The sequence below is a fragment of the Gorillibacterium sp. sgz306347 genome (genome assembly GCF_059735245.1).
Genome location: NZ_JCAPET010000030.1, coordinates 1 through 18,996, shown reverse-complemented (window position 1 = coordinate 18,996; position 18,996 = coordinate 1). Strand labels below are relative to the sequence as shown.

16 protein-coding genes are annotated in these 18,996 nt (G+C 58.7%); all 16 read right to left on the bottom strand.

The window, feature by feature from the left end; all coding sequences use genetic code 11:
• Positions 1 to 566 precede the first annotated feature (566 nt).
• Positions 567 to 2,456 (bottom strand): FtsX-like permease family protein, encoded by a 1,890-nt coding sequence (locus tag AC6I6H_RS15805; RefSeq protein ID WP_497954914.1) that lies wholly within the window; start codon positions 2,454 to 2,456, stop codon positions 567 to 569.
• Positions 2,431 to 3,201, bottom strand: a complete 771-nt coding sequence (locus AC6I6H_RS15800) for an ABC transporter ATP-binding protein (RefSeq protein WP_497954913.1) — start codon at positions 3,199 to 3,201, stop codon at positions 2,431 to 2,433. The genes AC6I6H_RS15805 and AC6I6H_RS15800 overlap by 26 nt, the downstream gene beginning before the upstream one ends.
• Before the next feature lie 145 nt (positions 3,202 to 3,346).
• The gene (locus AC6I6H_RS15795; RefSeq protein ID WP_497954912.1) at positions 3,347 to 4,333 is read right to left on the bottom strand and encodes a sensor histidine kinase; all 987 of its coding nucleotides are present in this window, start codon (positions 4,331 to 4,333) and stop codon (positions 3,347 to 3,349) included.
• On the bottom strand, positions 4,330 to 5,037 hold the full coding sequence (locus tag AC6I6H_RS15790) for a response regulator (RefSeq protein ID WP_497954911.1): 708 nt from the start codon (positions 5,035 to 5,037) through the stop codon (positions 4,330 to 4,332). Before AC6I6H_RS15790 ends, AC6I6H_RS15795 begins: the two co-directional genes overlap by 4 nt.
• 61 nt (positions 5,038 to 5,098) lie before the next feature.
• The gene (locus AC6I6H_RS15785) at positions 5,099 to 5,830 is read right to left on the bottom strand and encodes a SanA/YdcF family protein (protein WP_497954910.1); all 732 of its coding nucleotides are present in this window, start codon (positions 5,828 to 5,830) and stop codon (positions 5,099 to 5,101) included.
• Between the two features lie 270 nt (positions 5,831 to 6,100).
• A complete protein-coding gene (locus tag AC6I6H_RS15780) occupies positions 6,101 to 7,480 on the bottom strand; it encodes a CehA/McbA family metallohydrolase (protein ID WP_497954909.1) in 1,380 nt (459 codons plus the stop codon).
• A 12-nt stretch (positions 7,481 to 7,492) separates the two neighbouring features.
• Positions 7,493 to 8,368 carry a carbohydrate ABC transporter permease gene (locus tag AC6I6H_RS15775; protein ID WP_497954908.1) on the bottom strand — a complete coding sequence of 292 codons (876 nt, stop codon included), beginning with the start codon at positions 8,366 to 8,368 and terminating at the stop codon, positions 7,493 to 7,495.
• Positions 8,365 to 9,246 (bottom strand): ABC transporter permease subunit, encoded by an 882-nt coding sequence (locus tag AC6I6H_RS15770; protein WP_497954907.1) that lies wholly within the window; start codon positions 9,244 to 9,246, stop codon positions 8,365 to 8,367. Before AC6I6H_RS15770 ends, AC6I6H_RS15775 begins: the two co-directional genes overlap by 4 nt.
• Before the next feature lie 28 nt (positions 9,247 to 9,274).
• Positions 9,275 to 10,699: an extracellular solute-binding protein gene (locus AC6I6H_RS15765; protein WP_497954906.1), complete on the bottom strand. Its 1,425-nt coding sequence runs from the start codon at positions 10,697 to 10,699 to the stop codon at positions 9,275 to 9,277.
• A complete protein-coding gene (locus tag AC6I6H_RS15760; protein ID WP_497954958.1) occupies positions 10,696 to 11,730 on the bottom strand; it encodes a LacI family DNA-binding transcriptional regulator in 1,035 nt (344 codons plus the stop codon). Before AC6I6H_RS15760 ends, AC6I6H_RS15765 begins: the two co-directional genes overlap by 4 nt.
• Before the next feature lie 335 nt (positions 11,731 to 12,065).
• Complete coding sequence (locus AC6I6H_RS15755) at positions 12,066 to 13,235, bottom strand: response regulator (RefSeq protein WP_497954905.1); 1,170 nt, start codon at positions 13,233 to 13,235, stop codon at positions 12,066 to 12,068.
• The gene (locus tag AC6I6H_RS15750) at positions 13,213 to 15,000 is read right to left on the bottom strand and encodes a cache domain-containing sensor histidine kinase (RefSeq protein WP_497954957.1); all 1,788 of its coding nucleotides are present in this window, start codon (positions 14,998 to 15,000) and stop codon (positions 13,213 to 13,215) included. The genes AC6I6H_RS15755 and AC6I6H_RS15750 overlap by 23 nt, the downstream gene beginning before the upstream one ends.
• Before the next feature lie 123 nt (positions 15,001 to 15,123).
• Positions 15,124 to 15,948, bottom strand: a complete 825-nt coding sequence (locus tag AC6I6H_RS15745; RefSeq protein ID WP_497954904.1) for a carbohydrate ABC transporter permease — start codon at positions 15,946 to 15,948, stop codon at positions 15,124 to 15,126.
• Positions 15,949 to 15,987: 39 nt separating this feature from the next.
• Complete coding sequence (locus AC6I6H_RS15740) at positions 15,988 to 16,878, bottom strand: carbohydrate ABC transporter permease (RefSeq protein WP_497954903.1); 891 nt, start codon at positions 16,876 to 16,878, stop codon at positions 15,988 to 15,990.
• Positions 16,879 to 16,959: 81 nt separating this feature from the next.
• A complete protein-coding gene (locus AC6I6H_RS15735; protein ID WP_497954902.1) occupies positions 16,960 to 18,297 on the bottom strand; it encodes an extracellular solute-binding protein in 1,338 nt (445 codons plus the stop codon).
• A 203-nt stretch (positions 18,298 to 18,500) separates the two neighbouring features.
• Positions 18,501 to 18,996, bottom strand: a 496-nt coding sequence (locus AC6I6H_RS15730) for an S-layer homology domain-containing protein (protein WP_497954900.1), incomplete at its 5' end; no start/stop codon positions are given.

Below are 18,996 nucleotides of genomic sequence, written 5' to 3'. Positions count from 1 at the left end.
TCGCGTTTGCAGAGTGGGACAGTAAGTGCAGAAAAGCAACTATTTACATCGTTTTTAGCTATTTTCGGTCAGATAGATGCGAAAAAGCAATTATTTCTTCTGTTTTCTCGCAGTATCGTTTGTTTAGCCGAAAATAAGTGCGTGTGTGGAACTATTTTGCGATTAGAGCGAGATACCATCGGAAATAAGTGTCCCTGTGCACCTATTTGTCCTCTTTTCCCTGGTCATCGTTGGGATGTGTCCCGCCACATGCAATTTTTGGCCAAGAAAGCAGAGGCAAAAGAGAGGGTGAGCGAGTAAAGGGGGGCTTTGAAGACAGCAGTCGTACAGAACAGGTGGAAGATGGAAACCCTGCCAGGATCGCCGAAATTAACGGAATTCCCCCCTCATTTTTCCCTTTATAATTGTGACAAACGCAAAAGAAACCATGGGTACTAAAAAGAGCCGGGTTTCTCGACACCCTCTTCGTTTTTACTCCATATTCTCTTTTAAGCTTTGTGGTCTGTTCCAGAAACCTGCTTTTGGGACACCCTCTTTTCGAATCTTATGGAGGCTGTCGAATCTCATTAAGGCTGCGCGGGCCCAAACAGGCCGATTTCCCTGGCGAACAGCCGAAGATAGCCCCAGCGAACGAGAACAAAATAAACCAGCTGTACGGCAAAAGCCGATCCAAGCAGCCACAAAGCGGGTGTCGTCAAGGAGACCCCGAGATATAGCTGAAAATGCCACAAGGCGGCGAGGGTATGCACCACGGCGACGGCGAACGGAAGGAAAAAGAACAGGCGCAGCTGCCGGGTCACCAGCCGGTTCAGCTCCGAGCGGGCAAGCCCTAATTTGGCGATGGCGCCATACATTTTGCGGTCGCGTTCCAGATCCGAGTACAGCCGAAAGTACAGAAAGCTTGCCGCAAACGTAAAGCAGACCAGGCCGATGAAGCCGGCGATAATAATTTTGCCTCCGTTGGATCGCTTGGCGTACAGCCAATCCAGCGATTTGGCTTGAAACCGGTCCGTATCTCCGCTGTCGATCCGTCTCTCCAGCTCCTCCGCAAGTCCGGCCGTCGACTGCCAGTCCTCAACCGCAAACAAATAATCGACCCGTTCCGGCTGCCCCGGCTCTATCGTCAGCCCTTCCAGTCCTTGATCCGGAATGACATAGAGCTCGCTGAACCCGGGGACGGCGCGGTTCTCAATGACGGCGCGCGGAGCCGGCGGTTTCTCGCCGCTTTCCCGTTTAACGAGCAGCGGATTCGGCATTTCCTCCGGCAGCTCGCTGACCGCCAGATAGTCGTCCGGCCCAAGCGGCGGCTCTTTTGGCAAACCGGCTAGGCCGGCAAGCGCGTTGTATTCGCCAAGCGGAAGGACAAGCTGACCGCCGGCGGTCGTCCGTGGTTTAAAAACCGCGGAACGGTAAGCGATGCCGCGCTTCTTCAGCGCTTCCCCAATGAGCCGCGCCTCCCGTTCTCCCGCCGGGTCCGACTGTCCGGCCGAGTAAACGATCGCGTAAGGACTATTCGAGCCGGCGGCGGCCGGGCTCGCAAGGCCGGCGGACAGGCCGATGCCCGAAAAAGCGCCGGCCAGCACGCAGGCGATCAGAAAGAACATGACCGCATTGTCCTTCATCCGGTAAGTCAACTCGGATAGGGTGATCAGGTTGATTCCCCGGAACAGGACTTTTTTCCGGCGGCGCAGGCCTCCGATCAACCGGACGCTCGACTGGGTAAAGAGCAGGTACGTGCCGGCCCCTGTGAATGCAGCCGCACCGGCCAGCAGAAAAAAGGAACCGAAGCCGAGCACGAACACCGCAAACAGCTGCAGGTACCCGCCCGCGATCAAAACCAGCGCCAGCGCCGCCAGAAAAAAGCTGGCCTTGGGCTCGCTTCTCGGCTTGTCCTCGGCCTTTAACAGCTCGTCCGGCGTCAGCCGTTTTCCCAGAGTCGACGTGAAATAGCCGACGGCCAGAAACAGAGCCCCGAAGAGCAGCACGGTCAGAAGCGCCGGACGGGCCGGAAAATAAAACGGCAGCGAATCGGGAAGCTCCAGCACGCGGGAGATCAGCAGCAGAAACAATTTGTTAAGCACCAGGCCTGCACCGATACCGGCTGCCAGAGCCGCTCCCCCCAACAGCGCGTTTTCGCTGAACACAAGCTGTTTCATCTGGCGGGGCGACAGCCCGAGCACCAGCAGAAGACCGAATTCACGCTTGCGGATTTTCAGGAATGCCGCCGAGGAATATAACAGGAGCAGGAACGAGGCGGCCAGAACCGCGAGCAGCGCGGCGAGCATGCCGTTCGCCCCCAGCCTGCCGAGCGAATCGCTTCCCTGAAGCATAGGATGGAATGCCAGCATGGCCATAATAAACCCGATCATGACGGCAAACGCGCTGCTCAGAAAATGAGCGGCATACACCGGCTTGCTGCGCGACACGTTTCTATAAGCGAATTGGCGGAACGTCATCCTCCCAACCTCCCATCAACGACAGTACATTCAGGATTTGCTGGTAAAAGGCACCCGCGTGCTCCCCTCGGCGAAGCTCGGTGAAAAGCTGCCCGTCCCGGATGAATAGGACGCGGCTGCAGTAGCTGGCCGCTTTGGCATCGTGCGTGACCAGGAGCGTCGTCGCTTTCTCCTCGGCGTTCAACCGGGCCAGCAGCTCCATCACCGCCCGCGCCGCGCGCGAATCGAGGTTGCCGGTCGGCTCGTCGGCCAGGAGAAGAGACGGCCGGTGAAGCAGCGCCCGGGCGATCGCCGCCCGCTGGGCCTGCCCGCCGGACAGCTCGAACGTCCGCTTGTCCAGAATCTCCGTGATGCCGAGCTTTTCCGCCGTTTCCGCACAGCGGGCTTCCATGCTCGCCAAATCGGTATTATCGAGGGTCAGCGGAAGCAGGATGTTTTCTTTGACGGTCAAGGCAGGCAGCAGATTGAACGATTGAAAAACAAATCCCAGCTCGCGGCGCCGGTACCGCGCCAGCGCTTCCGCGTCCAGCCGGTGCGGCTCTTCTCCGTTGATCCGGACCGAACCCGAGGTAGGCCGGTCTATGGTGGAAATCAGGTTGAGCAGCGTCGTTTTCCCGCTGCCGGATGGTCCCATAATGCCGACAAACTCTCCCCGCCCGATGGTGAAGGAGATATCTTTTAACGCCTCGTAGGCGATTTTTCCCGGGTACACTTTTCGTAAATGCTGTACGCTTACCCATTCCATGGTCCTTCCTCCTTTTCCCCTGCGAAGTAAATCGCTTTTCTGCCCTCATTGTAACCGAACCTGCGCTTGGCACCTATCGATTCGGCTAACAGCAATCTAACAGCTTTGTAAGATAACAAAAAAACGGGCCGTCTGGACCCGCCTTTTAACGTCTATGAGGCTGGAAAGATATCCGTACCGCCGTTCCTTCGTTTTCCTTGGATTCCACGGCGATCCTGTGGCCCTGCTTGTCGAGAACGGTTTTGACCAGGTACAAGCCCATCCCGGTCGATTCCTTGAACCGCCTCCCGTTGCGTCCGGTGAAAAAGGGCTCGAACACCCGCGCGAGGTCCTCGGCCGGGATGCCGGCGCCTTCGTCTTTGACCTCCAGCACGACGCCTTCCGTGGAAACGCGGGCAGCGACCGTTACGCTTGTCCGGGTCCCTGCGGAATACTTGATTGCGTTGGCCAGCAGCTGCTGAAGCACGAAACGCAGCCACTTGGCGTCCGTCCGGACGGTTATTTCGGGCGCAATGTCCAGTACAGGATACACATAGCTGCGGATGAAAAGCCGCTTGTTTTCCTGAATGACCTCATGCGCAAGCTTTCCGAGCGGCACCTCGTCCACCCGGAAATCCGGTTCGAAGGCGTCCAGCCGGGCCATGTGCAGCGCCATGTCCAGTCCCTTGCGCAGGCGGTCCGTCTCTTCGCGCATGCTGGCGGTCTCGGGATCGTCCCGTTCCGCCAGGGTCAGCTCCAGAACCGACAAAGGCGTCTTCATCTGATGGACCCATTGGTTGGTAAAGGCCAGATGCCTCTCCTGACGCAGCTCCCATTCCTTGAGCAGCCGCTGGTAATCCTCATACTGCAAAGCCAGCAGACGGTTCAGGGCGTCGGGCAGCGGAGTCCCTTCGTTTTCGCGAATAGAGTCCTTCAGTTTCATGCCGGGGTCCTCCAGGCGTTCGTAAAACCGCCGGTTCCGGTAAAAATGCCAGCCCAAATAAGCCGCCGCCGTACAGAGTCCGAGAAGGACGGCGTACAGCGCCGTCCACGGCCGGTCATAGCCGTCCAGGACGAACACAAGCACCGTGACGGCGGTCTGAATCAGGCTGAAGACGGCAAACGGCAAGTGAGCGCGAAAAAAAAGCTTCATACGCCTGCCCGGCCTCCGCCCGTCAGCCGGTATCCCGCGCCCCGCATGGTTTGCAGCGAAACGCCGGCGTCCAGCTGCGTAAGCTTTTTCCGCAGCCGGTTGATGTTCACGCTGAGCGTATTGTCATCCACGTAGGTGGAATCATCCCAAAGGTTTTCCAATATTCTTTCTCGGCTGACGAGCCGCCCGGCGGAAGTCAGCAGCAGCTCCGTCAGTACGGTTTCCTTGCGGGATAACGTAACCGTACGTCCCGAAGCCCGATGCCGCAGCTCCATGCGCTCGGGGTAAAGCGCCAGCCCTTCCTCTTCCACCACGCGTTCGCTTCCGCCGGCAGCGTATTCGCCGTACACCCGGCGGATCTGCCCGCGAATTTTGGCGATAACGACCTCATAAGCAAACGGTTTGACGATATAATCGTCCGCACCGTTCTCGATTGCCCGGATCTGGTCGGACTCGCTTTCCCGCGCCGAAATAAAAATGATCGGGCATGTCGAAACCGTACGAATGCGCCGGCACCAGTAATAACCGTCATAGCTGGGCAGATTGACGTCCATGAGCACGACATGAGGCTTGGCCTCCAGAAAGCGGTCCAGCACCTCCTGAAAATCCGTCACCCGGACCGCCCGGTCTCCATACCGTTCGATGTGCGCGCCAAGCAGCCCGGCGATTTTGGGGTCGTCTTCGACGATCAGAATCGTAAACATGGCCAAAGCTCCTTCACAGTTATGCTGACAGGCGGGGGACCTCAACCCGCCAAGCTGCTTTTCAGCCTTCGGTCGCCCGGCCGTCCCCCGTAATCGGAATGGCGTCTCCGAGGTAAGCCGGCTTCGGCTTGATCAGCCTCGCAAACACAAAATCTTTGCTGCGTGCGGGAATCTCGCGAAGGTTGTAATAGCGTTCGCTTTTATAGCTCCGCGCGTCCGCCGCCACGCCGTACGCATCCAAACCGAGCTCACGGGCGTTGTAGACGGCCCTTGTTAAATGGAACCGCTGCGTGACGACGATCGGCCGCTTCACTTCAAACACGTCGCGCGCCCGGTACATGCTGTCGTACGTGCTGAAGCCGGCATGATCCATAAATATATCCTCTTCCGGCACTCCGTTCTCCAGCAAGTATTTTTTCATCGCGCCGACTTCATTGTACTCCACGCGGCCATGGTCTCCGCTGACGAGCAGCTTCTCCGCCTTGCCCGCCCGGAACAGCTCCAGCGCCTTGTCCAGCCGGTCGCGCAGCATGGGCGACGGCGAACCGTCCGGCCGCACGCCCGCGCCGAGCACCAGAATCGCATCCGCTTCCGGCGCTTCCTGCACGGACGTAATGTAGGCGGCGCCTGTCCGGCGCACCAGCCCGTCCGTCGCCAGCACTACCAATACGGCGGCAACTCCCGCTCCGATGCCGATTTTGAGCAGCCGGCCGGCTTGCCGGCGAAAGCGCCTGCCCGGGGAAACCGTACGGTTCTTTCCGGCTGCCGAAATCTGTTTTCCGCTCTCTTGCATTTGTTTGCTCTCCTCCCCGACGCCGAATCAACTCCCGATTCCGGCGTACGGCTGCATACTTTCACTATACCGCAGCTCCCGGGATTCTCCAATCTCCATCCCGAAGGTTTTCAACTGCAAAAAAGACCGGCGAAAAGTCCGCCGGCCCTCTCTTCCTATAGACGAAAATGGCGCGGGAACGGTTGCATGCCCCCACCGGTTTTCTCCGGCTGTTGTCCGTTTTGGGACTGCACCAAATTCGGCTTCGCCAAACGCATGGGCGCTTGCGCTTCACCCGTGCCGCAAGTAAACGGGATTGGTCAAGCAGGTCATGACGCTGTCTTCTCCATCCGCCCGCTCCCTGCGGGCCTCAGCCCGGAAAAACAAACGGTCCGCCGGAAGGGAAAACGACAGCCGCGCTTCCTTTTGGACCCGCCAGCCCATTTCCTTCCCCCGATCCGACCAGAGGCTGATCTCATCGGAAGCGGCGTTCCGGACCAGCAGGGTTCCGCTCAGATAACTTCCGGGTTCAGGCGCGCCATCCTTCCGGTCCCCGGAGCCGTCTTCTTCCGTGCGTTCCATTGATTGCGCGCCATCCAGAAGAAGCTCGTCGCCCACCTGACAGCCTTCAAGGCTCAGCTCCAGGAAGGTTCCGTCCGGCTCCGAGCTGAGCACGATCCGGCCCAGGCGGACCGCTTCCAGAATGCTTTCGGTCCGGCTTCGCGACACTCTCGCGTGGACGGTCGGTACGCCGTGCGCGACATGAAGATGCGGCCGGTGCGTATCGCTGCCGCCCACCGCCGTGATCCGCCGCCCCTCCGACAGGCGGTCCTGCCACCAGCGGACAGCCGCTTCGTTCAGCTCCCGCCAGGGGCCGTTCCATACTTCAACGGCATGAAACGGAAGGCCGAAGCCGAACGTCCAGGGACAATCCGGGCAAAACGGATGGTTGATCGAAATCAGCGCCCCCCGTTCCCCGGCCAGCCGAAGCTGCTCCGCCGCCGCTTCCGCAGTGGTGACCCGAAAGTCGGAGAGCGGGTCGGGATGCCCGAGCAGATTGGCATGCCCTCCATAGGCGGTCAGCTCAACGCCGGGAACGGTCAGCAGCTCTTCGTCCTGCTTCGTGATGAAGCGGTTTTGCGAAACGGTGTTGTGATCGGTGAACGCCGCAAAGTCCAGACCCTTGGCGGCAAGCTGGGCCCGGTTGTCTTCTATCGTGTACAGCCCGTCGCTGTGAACGCTGTGCAAGTGCAGATCGCCGCGCAGCCAGCGTTCCGCCGGCGGGTAAACGACCACTTCGGCGCGGACCTGACAGCCTCCCGGCGGAATCCGGTAGGCCCCGAGCAGCACGGCCCACCCGCCCGGTACAAGCTCGCCCGCCAGGTAACCCGGCGTGGCCCGCTCGGCTTCCACGAAGAAGCCGTCGCGCGCACCGCCGCTCCAGCCGACGATCCGCTCCGGGGAGCGCAGCCCGAGATCAATGACGGCCGGCTCCTTCGCCTGTTCCACCTGAAGCCGCACCTCCAGCCGGTCCGCAGGTCCCGCGACCTCGAAGGGTAGCTCCAGGTAAGTCCGCTCCTCTTCTTTATCGATCCGGCGCAGCAAAACCTGCCGCACTTCGCCTGCCGCGGCCATCCCGGGCGGCGCGGCCGAATCCATAACCCCCTTCATCCGTATGCCCTCCTATTCCTTGCTGGCGCCCAGCAGAATCCCCTTGGTAAAAAAGCGCTGCACGAACGGATAAACCGCCAGAAGCGGAACAACCGCAATGACGATCCCCGCCATCTTGACGTTTGTCGTAATCATGTAGCTGCCGGATGTCGCGCTGGTGTCGATGATCAGCGACTTGAGCGCCAGCTGCAGCGTAAATTTGGTGCTGTCGGTGAGCAGCAGAAGCGGCGCGGAAAACATGTTCCAGCGGCCCACAAACTCAAACAGGGCGACCGTCGCGATGCCGGGCAGCGCCAGACGCATATACAGCGAAGAGAAAATCCGCCATTCTCCGGCGCCGTCGATTTTCCCGGATTCGGCCATTTCGTAAGGAACCGTAAGAAAGAAATTGCGCATAAGAAGAATCGAAAACCCGGACACCAGGCCGGAAAAGACAAGCGCCGTCAGCGTATCGATCAGCCCGAGATCGCGGTTGACCACATACAGCGGGATCATGACCGCTTCCTGCGGAAACATCATGGTGATGAGGACGAAGGACACCATCGCCCGTTTGCCGGGTACATGCGGATGCACCAGCACATAGCCGGCGACGCAGGCCAGCAGGACGTGGCAAAAGGTCCCCAGCACGGTCACAATCACGCTGTTCAGAAACGGCTGCCACAAATTCAGGCTGTTCCAGACCACGCGGTAACCGTCCATCCCCGGATCGCGCGGATACAGGATGAGATCGGGCCGCATGGAGGCGGCGCCCGAGGAGAAGGACAAGGCGACTACGTTCAGAAACGGAATGATCATGGTCAGGATCAGCCCGGTCAGGAAGAGCGCATTGCATACGTCAAAGGTCCGGTTTTTCCATCCGGCTCGTTCGAATCGTTCCGCTCCGATCATCGGGCCACCTCGTCAAAACGCGTCAGTTTGCGGACCAGGACCGCAAGCGCCAGGGTAAACAGCACAACCAGAAAGTTCGCGGCCGTCGCCGGTCCGATGTGCATGTCCAGTATGCCTTTTTCGTACGTATACATCATGACCACATCCACCTGCGGGGCGGTGGACGGATTGCGCATGACGAGCACCTGGTCGAAAATCCGCAGCACCCCGAGCGTATTCAGCAGCAAAACCACCTTCATGGTTCCGCGAAGCTGGGGAAGCGTCACATACAGCGCCTGCTGCAAACGGGAGGCCCCGTCCATCCGCGCCGCTTCGTAGAGCGAGGGGTTGATCGAGACAATCCCGGCCAGAAACAAAATGCAGAGGTAGCCCATGTCTTTCCAGACGGCGACTCCGATCATGATCCAGCGCGACCAGCCCGAATCGGCCAGGAAATGAACCGGCGGCAGCCCGAACAGTTCCTTCAGGCCCAGGTTGACCAGACCGGTATCGGGAGAGAGCAGAAAAATCCACATGCCCCCGATCACCACCCAGGAAAGCAGATGCGGGACATACAAAACAAGCTGCGAGGTCTTCTTGAACCATCCCTGAAGCACCTCGTTCAGGGACAGGGCGATCAGAAGAGAGGCGGCAAACCCGGCCAGGAGAATGCCGCCGCCGATCAAGAGGGTATTCCATATCGCCCGCCAAAAAGCGGCGTCCCGCACGACCTCGCGGTAATTATCCAACCCGATGTACGGCTTGTCTCCCATCAGCCGGTAGTCCTGAAAGCTGATCTGCAGCCCCCGGACCACCGGGTAATACACAAACAACAGGAAATAAGCCGCCACCGGAAGCATCATCAGGTATAACATGCTGTGTTTGCGGATGGCCTTCATCCTTGCCGTCTCTCCTCCATCCTTCGGGCTAGTCGATCAGATCGCCCGCCTTGAGTTCTTTTTGCATGGCGGCAACCGCTTCTCCGGCCGGCATTTCGCCGGACATCGCCTTCAGCGCGTAGTTTTGCACGATCTTCTCGGCTTCGGACCATTCCGGCAGCGAAAGCTCAAGCTTCGCATATTTCGTCACCATATCCTGCGCCTCCTGGACGCCGGGCAGCTTTTCGAACGGGAACTTGACGTTGCTGTTGTACCAGAACGGAACCCCGTGATCCATGTTGTGCTCCTTGCCGGTGTCGGTCAGCGTGTACGTGCCGTTCTCTTTGGTGTAATCCACGTTTTCCACGCCCAGGCTTCCGAGAGCGATGCCTTCCTCCGTGTGCCAGAACTCCAGAAATTTCTGCGCCGCTTCCTTGTTATCGGAGTTGGCCGGAACAAACCAGAAATCGGGATCGCCGCGCCGCATCAGCATCTCCCCTTCGGGCGATGGGATGCTGGGGATTGCTTTTGCTTCGAACGCCGTGTTCGGATCTTCCTTTTGCCGCGTGTTGTTGAACATGCCTACCCAGGCATCCCAATAGGTCACCATGCCGACCCGGTCGGAAAGGAACAGGTTGCGCATTTTGCCGGTGTCATTGGTTACAAAGTTCGGGTCCATGATGCCTTCCTTGACCAGCTTGGCAAACCATTCGTACATCGGAACGGCGGCTTCGGTGGCGTACGGGATCGTCCGCTTGCCGTCTTCGATCACATACCGGTATTTCAGGCCCGCCGCGCTCATGAAGCCTTGGATTTCGTACAGACCGGCCGTGCTGAGCCCGTACGTGTCATCCTGGCCGTTGCCGTCCGGGTCCTGCTCCTTGAACGCCTTCAGCACCGCATACAGCTCGTCCAGCGTCTTCGGCTCCTGCAGGTTCAGCTTTTCCATCCAGTCCTGCCGCACGATCGGCATCGTACCGCCTTGGAATTTCGCGAACACGCCGTAGATTTTTCCGTCCTCGCCTTTCAGCTGCTCCCACTCCTCCGCCGGAATGACGGACGGGTCGGACAAGGTTGTGGAGCCTTGGACAAAATCGCTCAAATCAGTAACGGCGTTCTGCCCGATAAATTCGTTCAGCTTGCGCAGGTCGCTGATCTCGATCAGGTCGTATTTCTCGCCGGACCCGAGAGCGGTCACCACTTTTTTGTCGTAATCGCTGGCCGGCTTTTCCAGGGTAATCTCCATGCCGGTGCGGCGCTCCAATTCTTCTTCGAACTGCTTCATTTCCTCGGGCGTTTTGCCGCCGACGTTGGCGGTCAGAATCCGCAGCTCCTGCTTGCTTTCGGCAGCCGGACTTCCCTCGCCGGACGAAGACGCGGCTTCTCCGCCGTTTGCGCTTTCCCCGCCGCAGCCCTGGAGCAGCAGGACACCCGCCAGCGTCAAAGCCGGCCACATTTTCATCGCTTTCTTCATGATTGATTTCCTCCCTGTTGTTGAGGTTCGGCGCATGAGCCCCGCGGCACCAGCTCGGCGGGAATCAGGGACCGCTTTGCGATCGGCGATTGCTCTTCCATTTGCTGAATCAAAAGGCGGGCGGCCTCCGAACCGAGCTGCTCCGCATGCAAATTGACACCGGTGAGCGGCGGCGTAAAGGACGGGCCGAAAACCGCGTCATCGCTGAACGCCAGCACCGAAAGCTGTCCGGGGATCGTCCGGTTGAGCGCTCTCGCCGCGTTGTAGACGCCCAAAGCGACCGTATCCGTATCGGCGATGACCGCGGTCAGGGCCGCATCCTCTTTCAAGCGGCGTACCGCCGCCTCATACCCGTATTCCAGCGAAGATTGGCTTTCGCCGGGCTTATGTACCATCCATGTTTCGTCCGGCTCCAGCCCCGCCTCCCGGTAAGCCAGGCGGTATCCGGCCGCCCGGTCCTCCGCCACGGTTGTATCCGCCGGGGCGTTCAGGAACAAAATCCGGCGATGGCCGAGCTGCAGGAGCTGCCGCGTCATACGGTGCGCGAGACCGATGTTATCGTTGTCCACGTAGTTGACCCGCGCTTCGAATTCACGCGACGGCCGTCCGATGACGATGATCGGAACGCCTCCGGCAAGCCGCTCCTCGATCCGGCGGTCGCCGACCGTCGGATTGAGCAAAATTTCTCCTCCGATGGGGTCCGCCGCCTGATGCTCCGGCCTGCTGAGATAGGCCGGCGACAAGGTCGTCACCAAAAGCCGGTAGCCGGTGCGGTAGCATTCCTGCAAGACTCCGTTCAAAAGCGACATGTGGAACGAGTTGAATTTCATCCGCTCGCCGCGCATATTGAGCCCGATGATCCGGACCGACCGGTTGGCCAGGCTTTGCGCCCAATAGTTCGGCTTGTAGTTCAGCTGCTTGGCGGCGGCGAGCACCCGGTCCGTCACCTCCTTGCTGATTGGACGCTTCTTGCTGAACACGTTCGAGACGGTTCCTTTGGACACGCCGGATGCTTTGGCGACGTCGTCAATGGTTGCCAGCTTCGCTCCTCCTTTCCCTTTCTTCCCGTCCCATGTTAAACCGGTTTTGTAAAAACCGGATTAGCGGCAGGCTAAGGTTTTGTGAAGGCGGGTTCCGTTCCGGCGAAAACGGCGGCATACCGGGACAACGCAGCGCTTCCGGAGAAAAGAAAACAAGAAAACCGGTTTAATGCCGCCGCCTCCCGATGACGCCCTGAAGGGACTGTGTTCTTGCGGACGCGGGGCATCCATGAAGCGGGAAGACAGACAGAAACCCGCTGCCGGCGTGAGAACAGCAAACCCGGCACCATGACGGTACCGGGTTTCTTGATACGGCTTATAGATAGTCACATGGCCCCGATGGTTTGCTTGCGCCGGTATTCCGTCGGGGTGAGGTGGAATTTTTTGCGGAACAGCTGGGTGAAATGCCGCATGTCCTGGTAGCCGATGCGCTCGGCGATGTCGGCCAGCCGAAGCTGCGGATTCAGCAGCATCCGCTTGGCCTGCTCCAGACGCAGCGAAATCACATAGTCCTTGTAGCCTTGTCCGGTCTTCTGCTTGAACAGCTGGCTGAAATACCCGGGATGTAAAAATACGGCGGACGCTACCTTTTCGAGGGAGATGTCGTCGCTGTAATGCTCGCGAATGTACTGCAGGGCGACTTCAATCGCCTTTTCCCCTCCGCCTCTCCATGACTCGCGGCATTCGGCCGGCGGGATTTGCCGCATGCGGACAACGGCCTCCGGCACGCTCTTGAAGTCGCGCAGCAGCGGGGAATGGGCAAGATGAAACGGTACCTTCACGCAGCGCTGCAAATGACCCAACGCCTGTTCCCGAAAGGATTCCATGGTCATGCCGTCCCCGAGGGAGACGAGTCCGAGAAGACTTCGCGGCCCGCAGCTGACTACAAATCCTTCTCCGTAACGCTCGATCAGCTCCGTGAGGATGTTGTCGAAGATAAAATGCTCCAGGTGTACCTTTCCTTCCTCCGCATCCATTTGCACAAGAACGAGAGAAAAGCTTTGGTACTGCTCAACAAACGGCCCGAGGTCCAGATTGCCGGTATCCAGACCCAAGGCCAGCCGCTGAAACACCGCTTCGCGCAGGTATTTCAAGTTGGCCTTCAACCGCTCTTCTTCCGTCCATTCCCGCACCGCTTCCTCGGCCAGCCGCCGGATGAGCTCCACAAGCTTCGGCCTGCCGATCGGTTTAAGCAGGTAATCGCGCGCGCCAAGCCGGATTGCCTCCTGCGCGTACGAAAATTCGTTATGGGCGGAAATGACCGCCCATTTGACAAACGGGTGCTTCCGTTTGGACATTTTCATGAGCGCCAGGCCGTCCATGCCGGGCATCAGGATGTCCGTCAGCACGATGTCGATCCGGTGCGCGCTGAGGATTTCGGCCGCCTCGTCCGCATGGGCGGCCGCATACACGCCGTATTCCGGAAAGGCCTGCATGACCGCGCGGCCGATTCCTTCCCGGATGGCGCGTTCGTCATCCGCAATCAATACATTCATCGGAGAGTGCTCCTTTCGCCGGCAGAGGCAGCACAACGGCTACCGAGGTCCCGCCGCCGGGCCGGGCGGCAATGCGCAGTCCGTACGGTTCCCCATGCATATGCCAAAGCCGGCGCTGCAAATTTTGCAGCCCGATGCCCCGTTTGCCCTGTTCCTTCGGGTCCCGGTCTTCCGTGCCGCCGAGCGCCGCTTGAAGCTGGCCGAGCTGCCTTTCGTCCATCCCTTGTCCGTCGTCCTCCACCAGCAGATGCAGACGGTTCTCTTTCAGCAGAGAACGGACCTGAAGCGTGCCGGGCCGGTTCAGCGCCTCCAGTCCGTGCTTGACCGCATTTTCGATTATCGGCTGAAGGGTCATCCGCGGCAGCGCCACATCCAGCCAGCGGTCCTCGACGGCAAGCTCCACCCGCAGCCGCCCCTCCAGCCGGGCCTGAATGATCACCAGGTAATGGCGGATTTGCTCCATCTCTTCGCGCAGTGTAACCGGCGCGCCGTCGTCCCAATGGCTGCTGTATTGAAACAAGTTGGACAGCGCGAGGATGATCTCCCCTACCCGTTCGTTGTCTTTTTCGTCAAGCATCCAGTAAATCATGTCTAGCGTGTTGTACAGGAAATGCGGGTTCACCTGCGACTGCAAAGCGTGCAGCTCCGCGTTTTTTTCGCTCACCGAGGAAATTTTGACCCGTTCGATCAAGTCTTCGATCCGGTTGACCATCGCGTTGAACGTCGCGGCGAGAATATCGATTTCCAGGTAAGAAGGCGCGTAGGAGACGCGCCGGAAATTGCCCTGCTCCACCTGGCGCATCTGCCGGACAATCCGCTTCAGCGGCTGCGATATCGTCCGGGACACCAGCGTGGCGATGACGATGGAAACCGCAAACAGCACGGAGACGGCAAGCACCAGGTACCGCTTCGTTTCCGCAGCCTCCATCATTAAATCTTTATTCGGCGTTACGCTCACAACAGACCAGTCGGCAAACGGGAGCCGGGAACCGGCGACGATCCGGCCGGATTCCCGTTTGACATAGACGCTCTCTCCGCCTTCGGGAACGGAAAGCTCCGGTGCGGCCGGCGCTTCCGGCGCTCCCGACATGATTCTCCCGTCTCCGGATACAATCCAGACCTGGCTGTTCGGGCTGAGCTTCAGGTTGCCGAGCGCGTCCAGGATCGGCTGCGGATCGGTCTCATACAGCACGATGCCGATCGGTTTATGCTCGTTCAGGTCGTAAATCTGCCGGCCGAACGCAAAAACAGGCCGTTTCTCCATCCGATCGATCAAAGAGCTCGGGAAGATGCCGAGCCAAACCATCTTTCCCGACGATTGACGGATTTGCCGGTACCAGTCCTGCTGCCGGTAAGTGGGCTCGACCACATTCAGACTGTTGCCGTAGTTGTAAATTTTGCCGTTGTCCGTAATGACGTGGATGCCGAAAACATCGGCGCGGGAATAAAAGGTCGCCCCGATGAGCGTGGTCACCCCCTGGTCGTTGATATATTCCACCGCCGGCGTGTCGGGTCTGGCGTTCAGCAGGCGCACCAGTTCGAAATTGTTGCTGAGCGTTTTGGACAGGGAATCATAGCCGGTTTGCAGCAAGGCGAACAAGCCGGCGGTCTGGGCTACGTTTTTTTCGGCGAGGCCGCCGATTTTTTCCTGAACCTGATCCGATGTGCGTTCGTAATACAGCAAGCTCAAGGCCGCCACCAGACCGGACAGGGAGAACAGAAACAACAGAAACAAGCGGTGGCGGATCGACCGGACGTTTTTCACCCATCGCAACGCTGGCTCTCCTCCCTCCGCTTCCGTCCGTTGTCTTGGCCCCAGGCCCCAAGAGCGAAAACCGGCCGTCTGCCGTTAACTTCTTCGGAGGACGCATCATTTCCTTTTTTTCACTTATCCCTTGATCGCTCCGGCGACCATCCCTTTGGTAATCTGGTTGGACAGAAAAAAGTAAAGCAGGATAACGGGCAGCGCGCCCATCACCAGAAAGGCTCCGATGTTGCCGTAGTTGACCGAATATTGGCTCACAAATGTGTACACCCCGAACGGAAGCGTCTTCAGCCGCTCCGACGAGAGGAATGTCGCCGCCAGGATGTATTCGTTCCAGATGGCGATAAAGGTGAGAATGCTCACGGTCATGATGGGCGGAACCGAAACCGGCAGAACAATACTTCCGAAAATCCGGAAGACGCTTGCGCCGTCGACAAAAGCGGATTCTTCGATTTCGTGGGGGATGCTGCGCATGAACCCGCTCAGGATAAACACGGCGATGGGCGTCGAGAATGCGATGTACGGAAGGATCAAGGAGAGATGCGTATTGAGAATATGCAGATGCTTGAAAATAATCATAAGAGGCAAAAGCGTTGCCTGCATCGGGATCATCATCCCCATGAGAAAAATCGTCAGCACGAGACCCCCGTACCGCCAACGGAAGCGGGAGATCGCGTAGGCCGCCATCGAACTCAGAAAAATCACGCAGGCCATAGTCGTCAAGGTGACAAAAACGCTGTTGGACAAGTAACCCGGGTAGCTTCCGAGTTCGTATGCTTCCTTGTAGTTCTGCCACTGAAACACCTTGGGGAAGGAAAAAAAGCTGCCGTCAAGAATCTCCTCGTTTGTTTTCAGCGAATACAGCACCAGCCAAAGCAGCGGATAAAGCTGGGTAACGACCGGTACGGCCAGCAGCAGGCACACCAGGCCTTTTTTGAAGATGTTCACGAAGAAGTCTCCTTTCCGGACCGGCGGACGGTTCCGTTCTCAGCTCCACTTTCGGTCCAGGCGGTTGAACAGCAGGTTGATCAAGGCCGTAAAAAGCAGGCAGACCAGCACCAGAAAAACCGCTATGGCGCTGCCGTATCCGTATTTCATGGAGAGGAACGAGCTGTTGTACATGTGCGTCGAGATGACATCGGTGGCATGGGCCGGGCCGCCACCGGTCATGACCATGACGAGATCGAACGCCTGGAGGGACCCGATAAACGCAAGTACGATGGAAATTTTAAAAATGGGCACGATCAGCGGCAGGGTGATGTAACGGTCGGCCTTCAGTCCCTCCGCCCCGTCGATCCGGGCCGCTTCGTAAATTTCGGCGGGCAGGTTGCGGACCCCGGTAAACTGGATCAAAAGATGATAGCCGAAATACTGCCAGAGCGAAACCAGGTACAGAGCATACATGGCCACCTCGGGCTCCGTCAGCCAATTGCGCGTCCAGCCGTCAAGGCCGAGCGAAACCAGCACCCCGTTCAGCATGCCGCCCATGGAAAGCGGATTGTAGATCGTTTTCCAAAGCTGGCCGATGATGACGACGGACAGAATAACGGGCGTGAAATAAATCGAGGCCAGGCTGTTAGCCCTGCGCACATAGCGGTTCAACAGAATCGCCATAAACAGGCAAAGGGGAATTTCCAGCATCGAGGCCACGGCATACAGCAGGGTCCGGCGAACGGACGGCCAAAAAATCGGATCATCGAACAGCATCGTCTTGAAATTGGCCAAGCCGACGAATTTGGCCTGCGCGATGCCGTCCCAATCCAGAAGGCCGGTGTAAAAGGAAACGAGAATCGGAACAAATACCAATCCGGCATACAGCAGCAGGCAGGGCAAAACAAAAATGGCGATGGTGTACGCCGGTACCTTCAGCACTTTCAAAGGGTGCAGCCCCCTTTCGTGAAGCGCCATGCACGGAAGCGGCGTTTCGCTTCCGTGCATGGGCCGGATAGCCGGGACGGCCTATTTGTTGGCGTCGAACGCCGTCTGGTGTTCGTTGGCGACCTGCGCGGAATCCACCTGCTGGATAAACAGGTTCTGGATGCTGCTCAAGTGCGCTTGCGCGGTCGCGGGGTTCATGGTGTTGTCGAAGGCGAGGTCTCCGCCTTTGATATTGTTGAACAGCTCCGCCACCGTGACCGCCAGATCGGAATAACCGGCCGCCTTCAAATCTTCGTCCACCTTCTGCCCGAGACCAACGGCGTTTTTCAGTTCAAATTGCTTCTTGGGCAGGTTGAGGGCGAAGAAATTCAGGAAGTCTTTGGTTTCCTTCAGATGCTCGCTGTTGGCCGACACGGCGAACGCGCTGCCCGGGGCGATCATAAACTCGTTCAGGTCTCCCTTGCCGTTAACGGTCGGAAACGGAAAAGCTCCGACCTTCCCGGCCACCGAGGAGGAGTCGATGGCGCCTGTTTCCCAGGTGCCGATGACCCACATGCCCGCTTTTCCGGATTTGAACACATTGCCGCCCGCAGTCGCGTCAAGCGACGTTGCTCCGTCCGGAAAAGCGCCGGCCTGCACCAGCTTCTGGAAGGCGTCCACCGCTTCGATAAACGCCGGATCTTGGAATGTTTTTTTGCCGTCCATGACGTCCTTGAGGAAGCCGGGGCCGCCGTTGGTGCGGAGCAAAATGTTCATGAACAGGAAGGAGCCGGTCCAGGAGTCCTTTTCGCCGATCGCGAGAGGAGTGATCCCCTTTGCTTTCAGCTGTTCCACGGCTTTCAGGAAATCATCAAACGTCGTGGGGATGCTGGCGATGCCCGCCTGCTCGAAGAGCTCCTTGTTGTAATAAACAACCTGGATGTTGTTTCCGTCGGGAAGGGCGTAGACATTGCCGTCAAAGCTGTAGTAATCCAGAAGGCCGGTTTGATACGTGTCCTTCAAGCCGTTTTGCTCCAGCATGTCGTTAAGCGGCGCGAGCAGGCCCGCTTCAACAAATGGCTTCATCTGGGCGGCCGGATTGACGATGGTGATATCCGGCACTTCTTTGGAAGCCGCCTGCGTTTTCAGCTTCATTTTCTGCTGGTCCGTGTTCAAGGTGTCCAGCTCAATCTTGATGTTCGGATTTTCCTTTTCATACTGCTCCGCCAAAGCATGCACCATCTTGTGGGAAGGCGTGGCCGGGTCGGGATAAATGTTCTGGAACGTAATCGTCACTTTTTTGCCGGCGTTTTTGCCGGCCGATTCCGATTCCGCCGACGCCTGCGGCGAGTCCTTTGCTTCGCGCTGCCCGCAGCCCGCCAAACTTGCGGCAAGCGCGCCAGCCAGCACAACCGCCATCATTTTGAAACCTTTTCGCATTGCTTTCGCCCCCTGGTATATTCTCCCTACAGCCTTCATTATTGATGGATAAAGCGCTTTCAACAAGGTGTAAATTTCAGGAATCAGGTTTGTTTTTTTGGGATTTTCCGGCAGCCGCATAAAAAGGACCGCTCCCGGGCAGACGCTGTTTGTCTGCCTGGGAACGGTCTTTTATTGGCTAGCCGTTATTTTATTGCTTGCGCTTACTCCGCAGTCGCGTGATCAATGGAAGCGGCCTGGATTGCGCCGTAGGCCCAGTGGGCGGCGGCGACATCCTTCCACGCCGGGGACGCGTCCGCCAGCGGCGCGCGGCCCAGGTACTTGTTGATCATCGAGACGGCCTCGGCTCGCGTGACCGCCTGGTTCGGACGGAACGTGCCGTCCGCATAGCCGGACAGAATCCCGCTTGCACCGGCCTGCTCGATATACGCCTTCGCCCAGTGGCCGTTAATGTCGCGGAATGCCGGCACCTGGCCCGCAGGCGTCTTGTCCTGCATCAGCTGCGCCAGAATCGCCGCCAGCTCCGCACGCGTAATCGCGCGGTCCGCCTTGAAGCTGCCGTCCGTATAGCCCTTCATCACGCCCAGCGCCGTCACTTTGTCGATGGCGCCCTTGGCCCAATGCTTGCTCTTCAGGTCCGTGAAGCTTCCCGCTTGGCCCGCTTGCGCTTCCGGCGTAATCTTCGCCAGGAGCGCCGCG

Bases quoted from the DNA above. Each gene is read 5' to 3' on its own strand.
- AC6I6H_RS15795 (WP_497954912.1), bottom strand. From the start codon at position 4,333: ATGAAGCTTTTTTTTCGCGCTCACTTGCCGTTTGCCGTCTTCAGCCTG.
- AC6I6H_RS15785 (WP_497954910.1), bottom strand. From the start codon at position 5,830: ATGCAAGAGAGCGGAAAACAGATTTCGGCAGCCGGAAAGAACCGTACG.
- AC6I6H_RS15770 (WP_497954907.1), bottom strand. From the start codon at position 9,246: ATGAAGGCCATCCGCAAACACAGCATGTTATACCTGATGATGCTTCCG.
- AC6I6H_RS15765 (WP_497954906.1), bottom strand. From the start codon at position 10,699: ATGAAGAAAGCGATGAAAATGTGGCCGGCTTTGACGCTGGCGGGTGTC.
- AC6I6H_RS15800 (WP_497954913.1), bottom strand. From the start codon at position 3,201: ATGGAATGGGTAAGCGTACAGCATTTACGAAAAGTGTACCCGGGAAAA.
- AC6I6H_RS15780 (WP_497954909.1), bottom strand. From the start codon at position 7,480: ATGAAGGGGGTTATGGATTCGGCCGCGCCGCCCGGGATGGCCGCGGCA.
- AC6I6H_RS15805 (WP_497954914.1), bottom strand. From the start codon at position 2,456: ATGACGTTCCGCCAATTCGCTTATAGAAACGTGTCGCGCAGCAAGCCG.
- AC6I6H_RS15790 (WP_497954911.1), bottom strand. From the start codon at position 5,037: ATGTTTACGATTCTGATCGTCGAAGACGACCCCAAAATCGCCGGGCTG.
- AC6I6H_RS15755 (WP_497954905.1), bottom strand. From the start codon at position 13,235: ATGAATGTATTGATTGCGGATGACGAACGCGCCATCCGGGAAGGAATC.
- AC6I6H_RS15775 (WP_497954908.1), bottom strand. From the start codon at position 8,368: ATGATCGGAGCGGAACGATTCGAACGAGCCGGATGGAAAAACCGGACC.
- AC6I6H_RS15735 (WP_497954902.1), bottom strand. From the start codon at position 18,297: ATGCGAAAAGGTTTCAAAATGATGGCGGTTGTGCTGGCTGGCGCGCTT.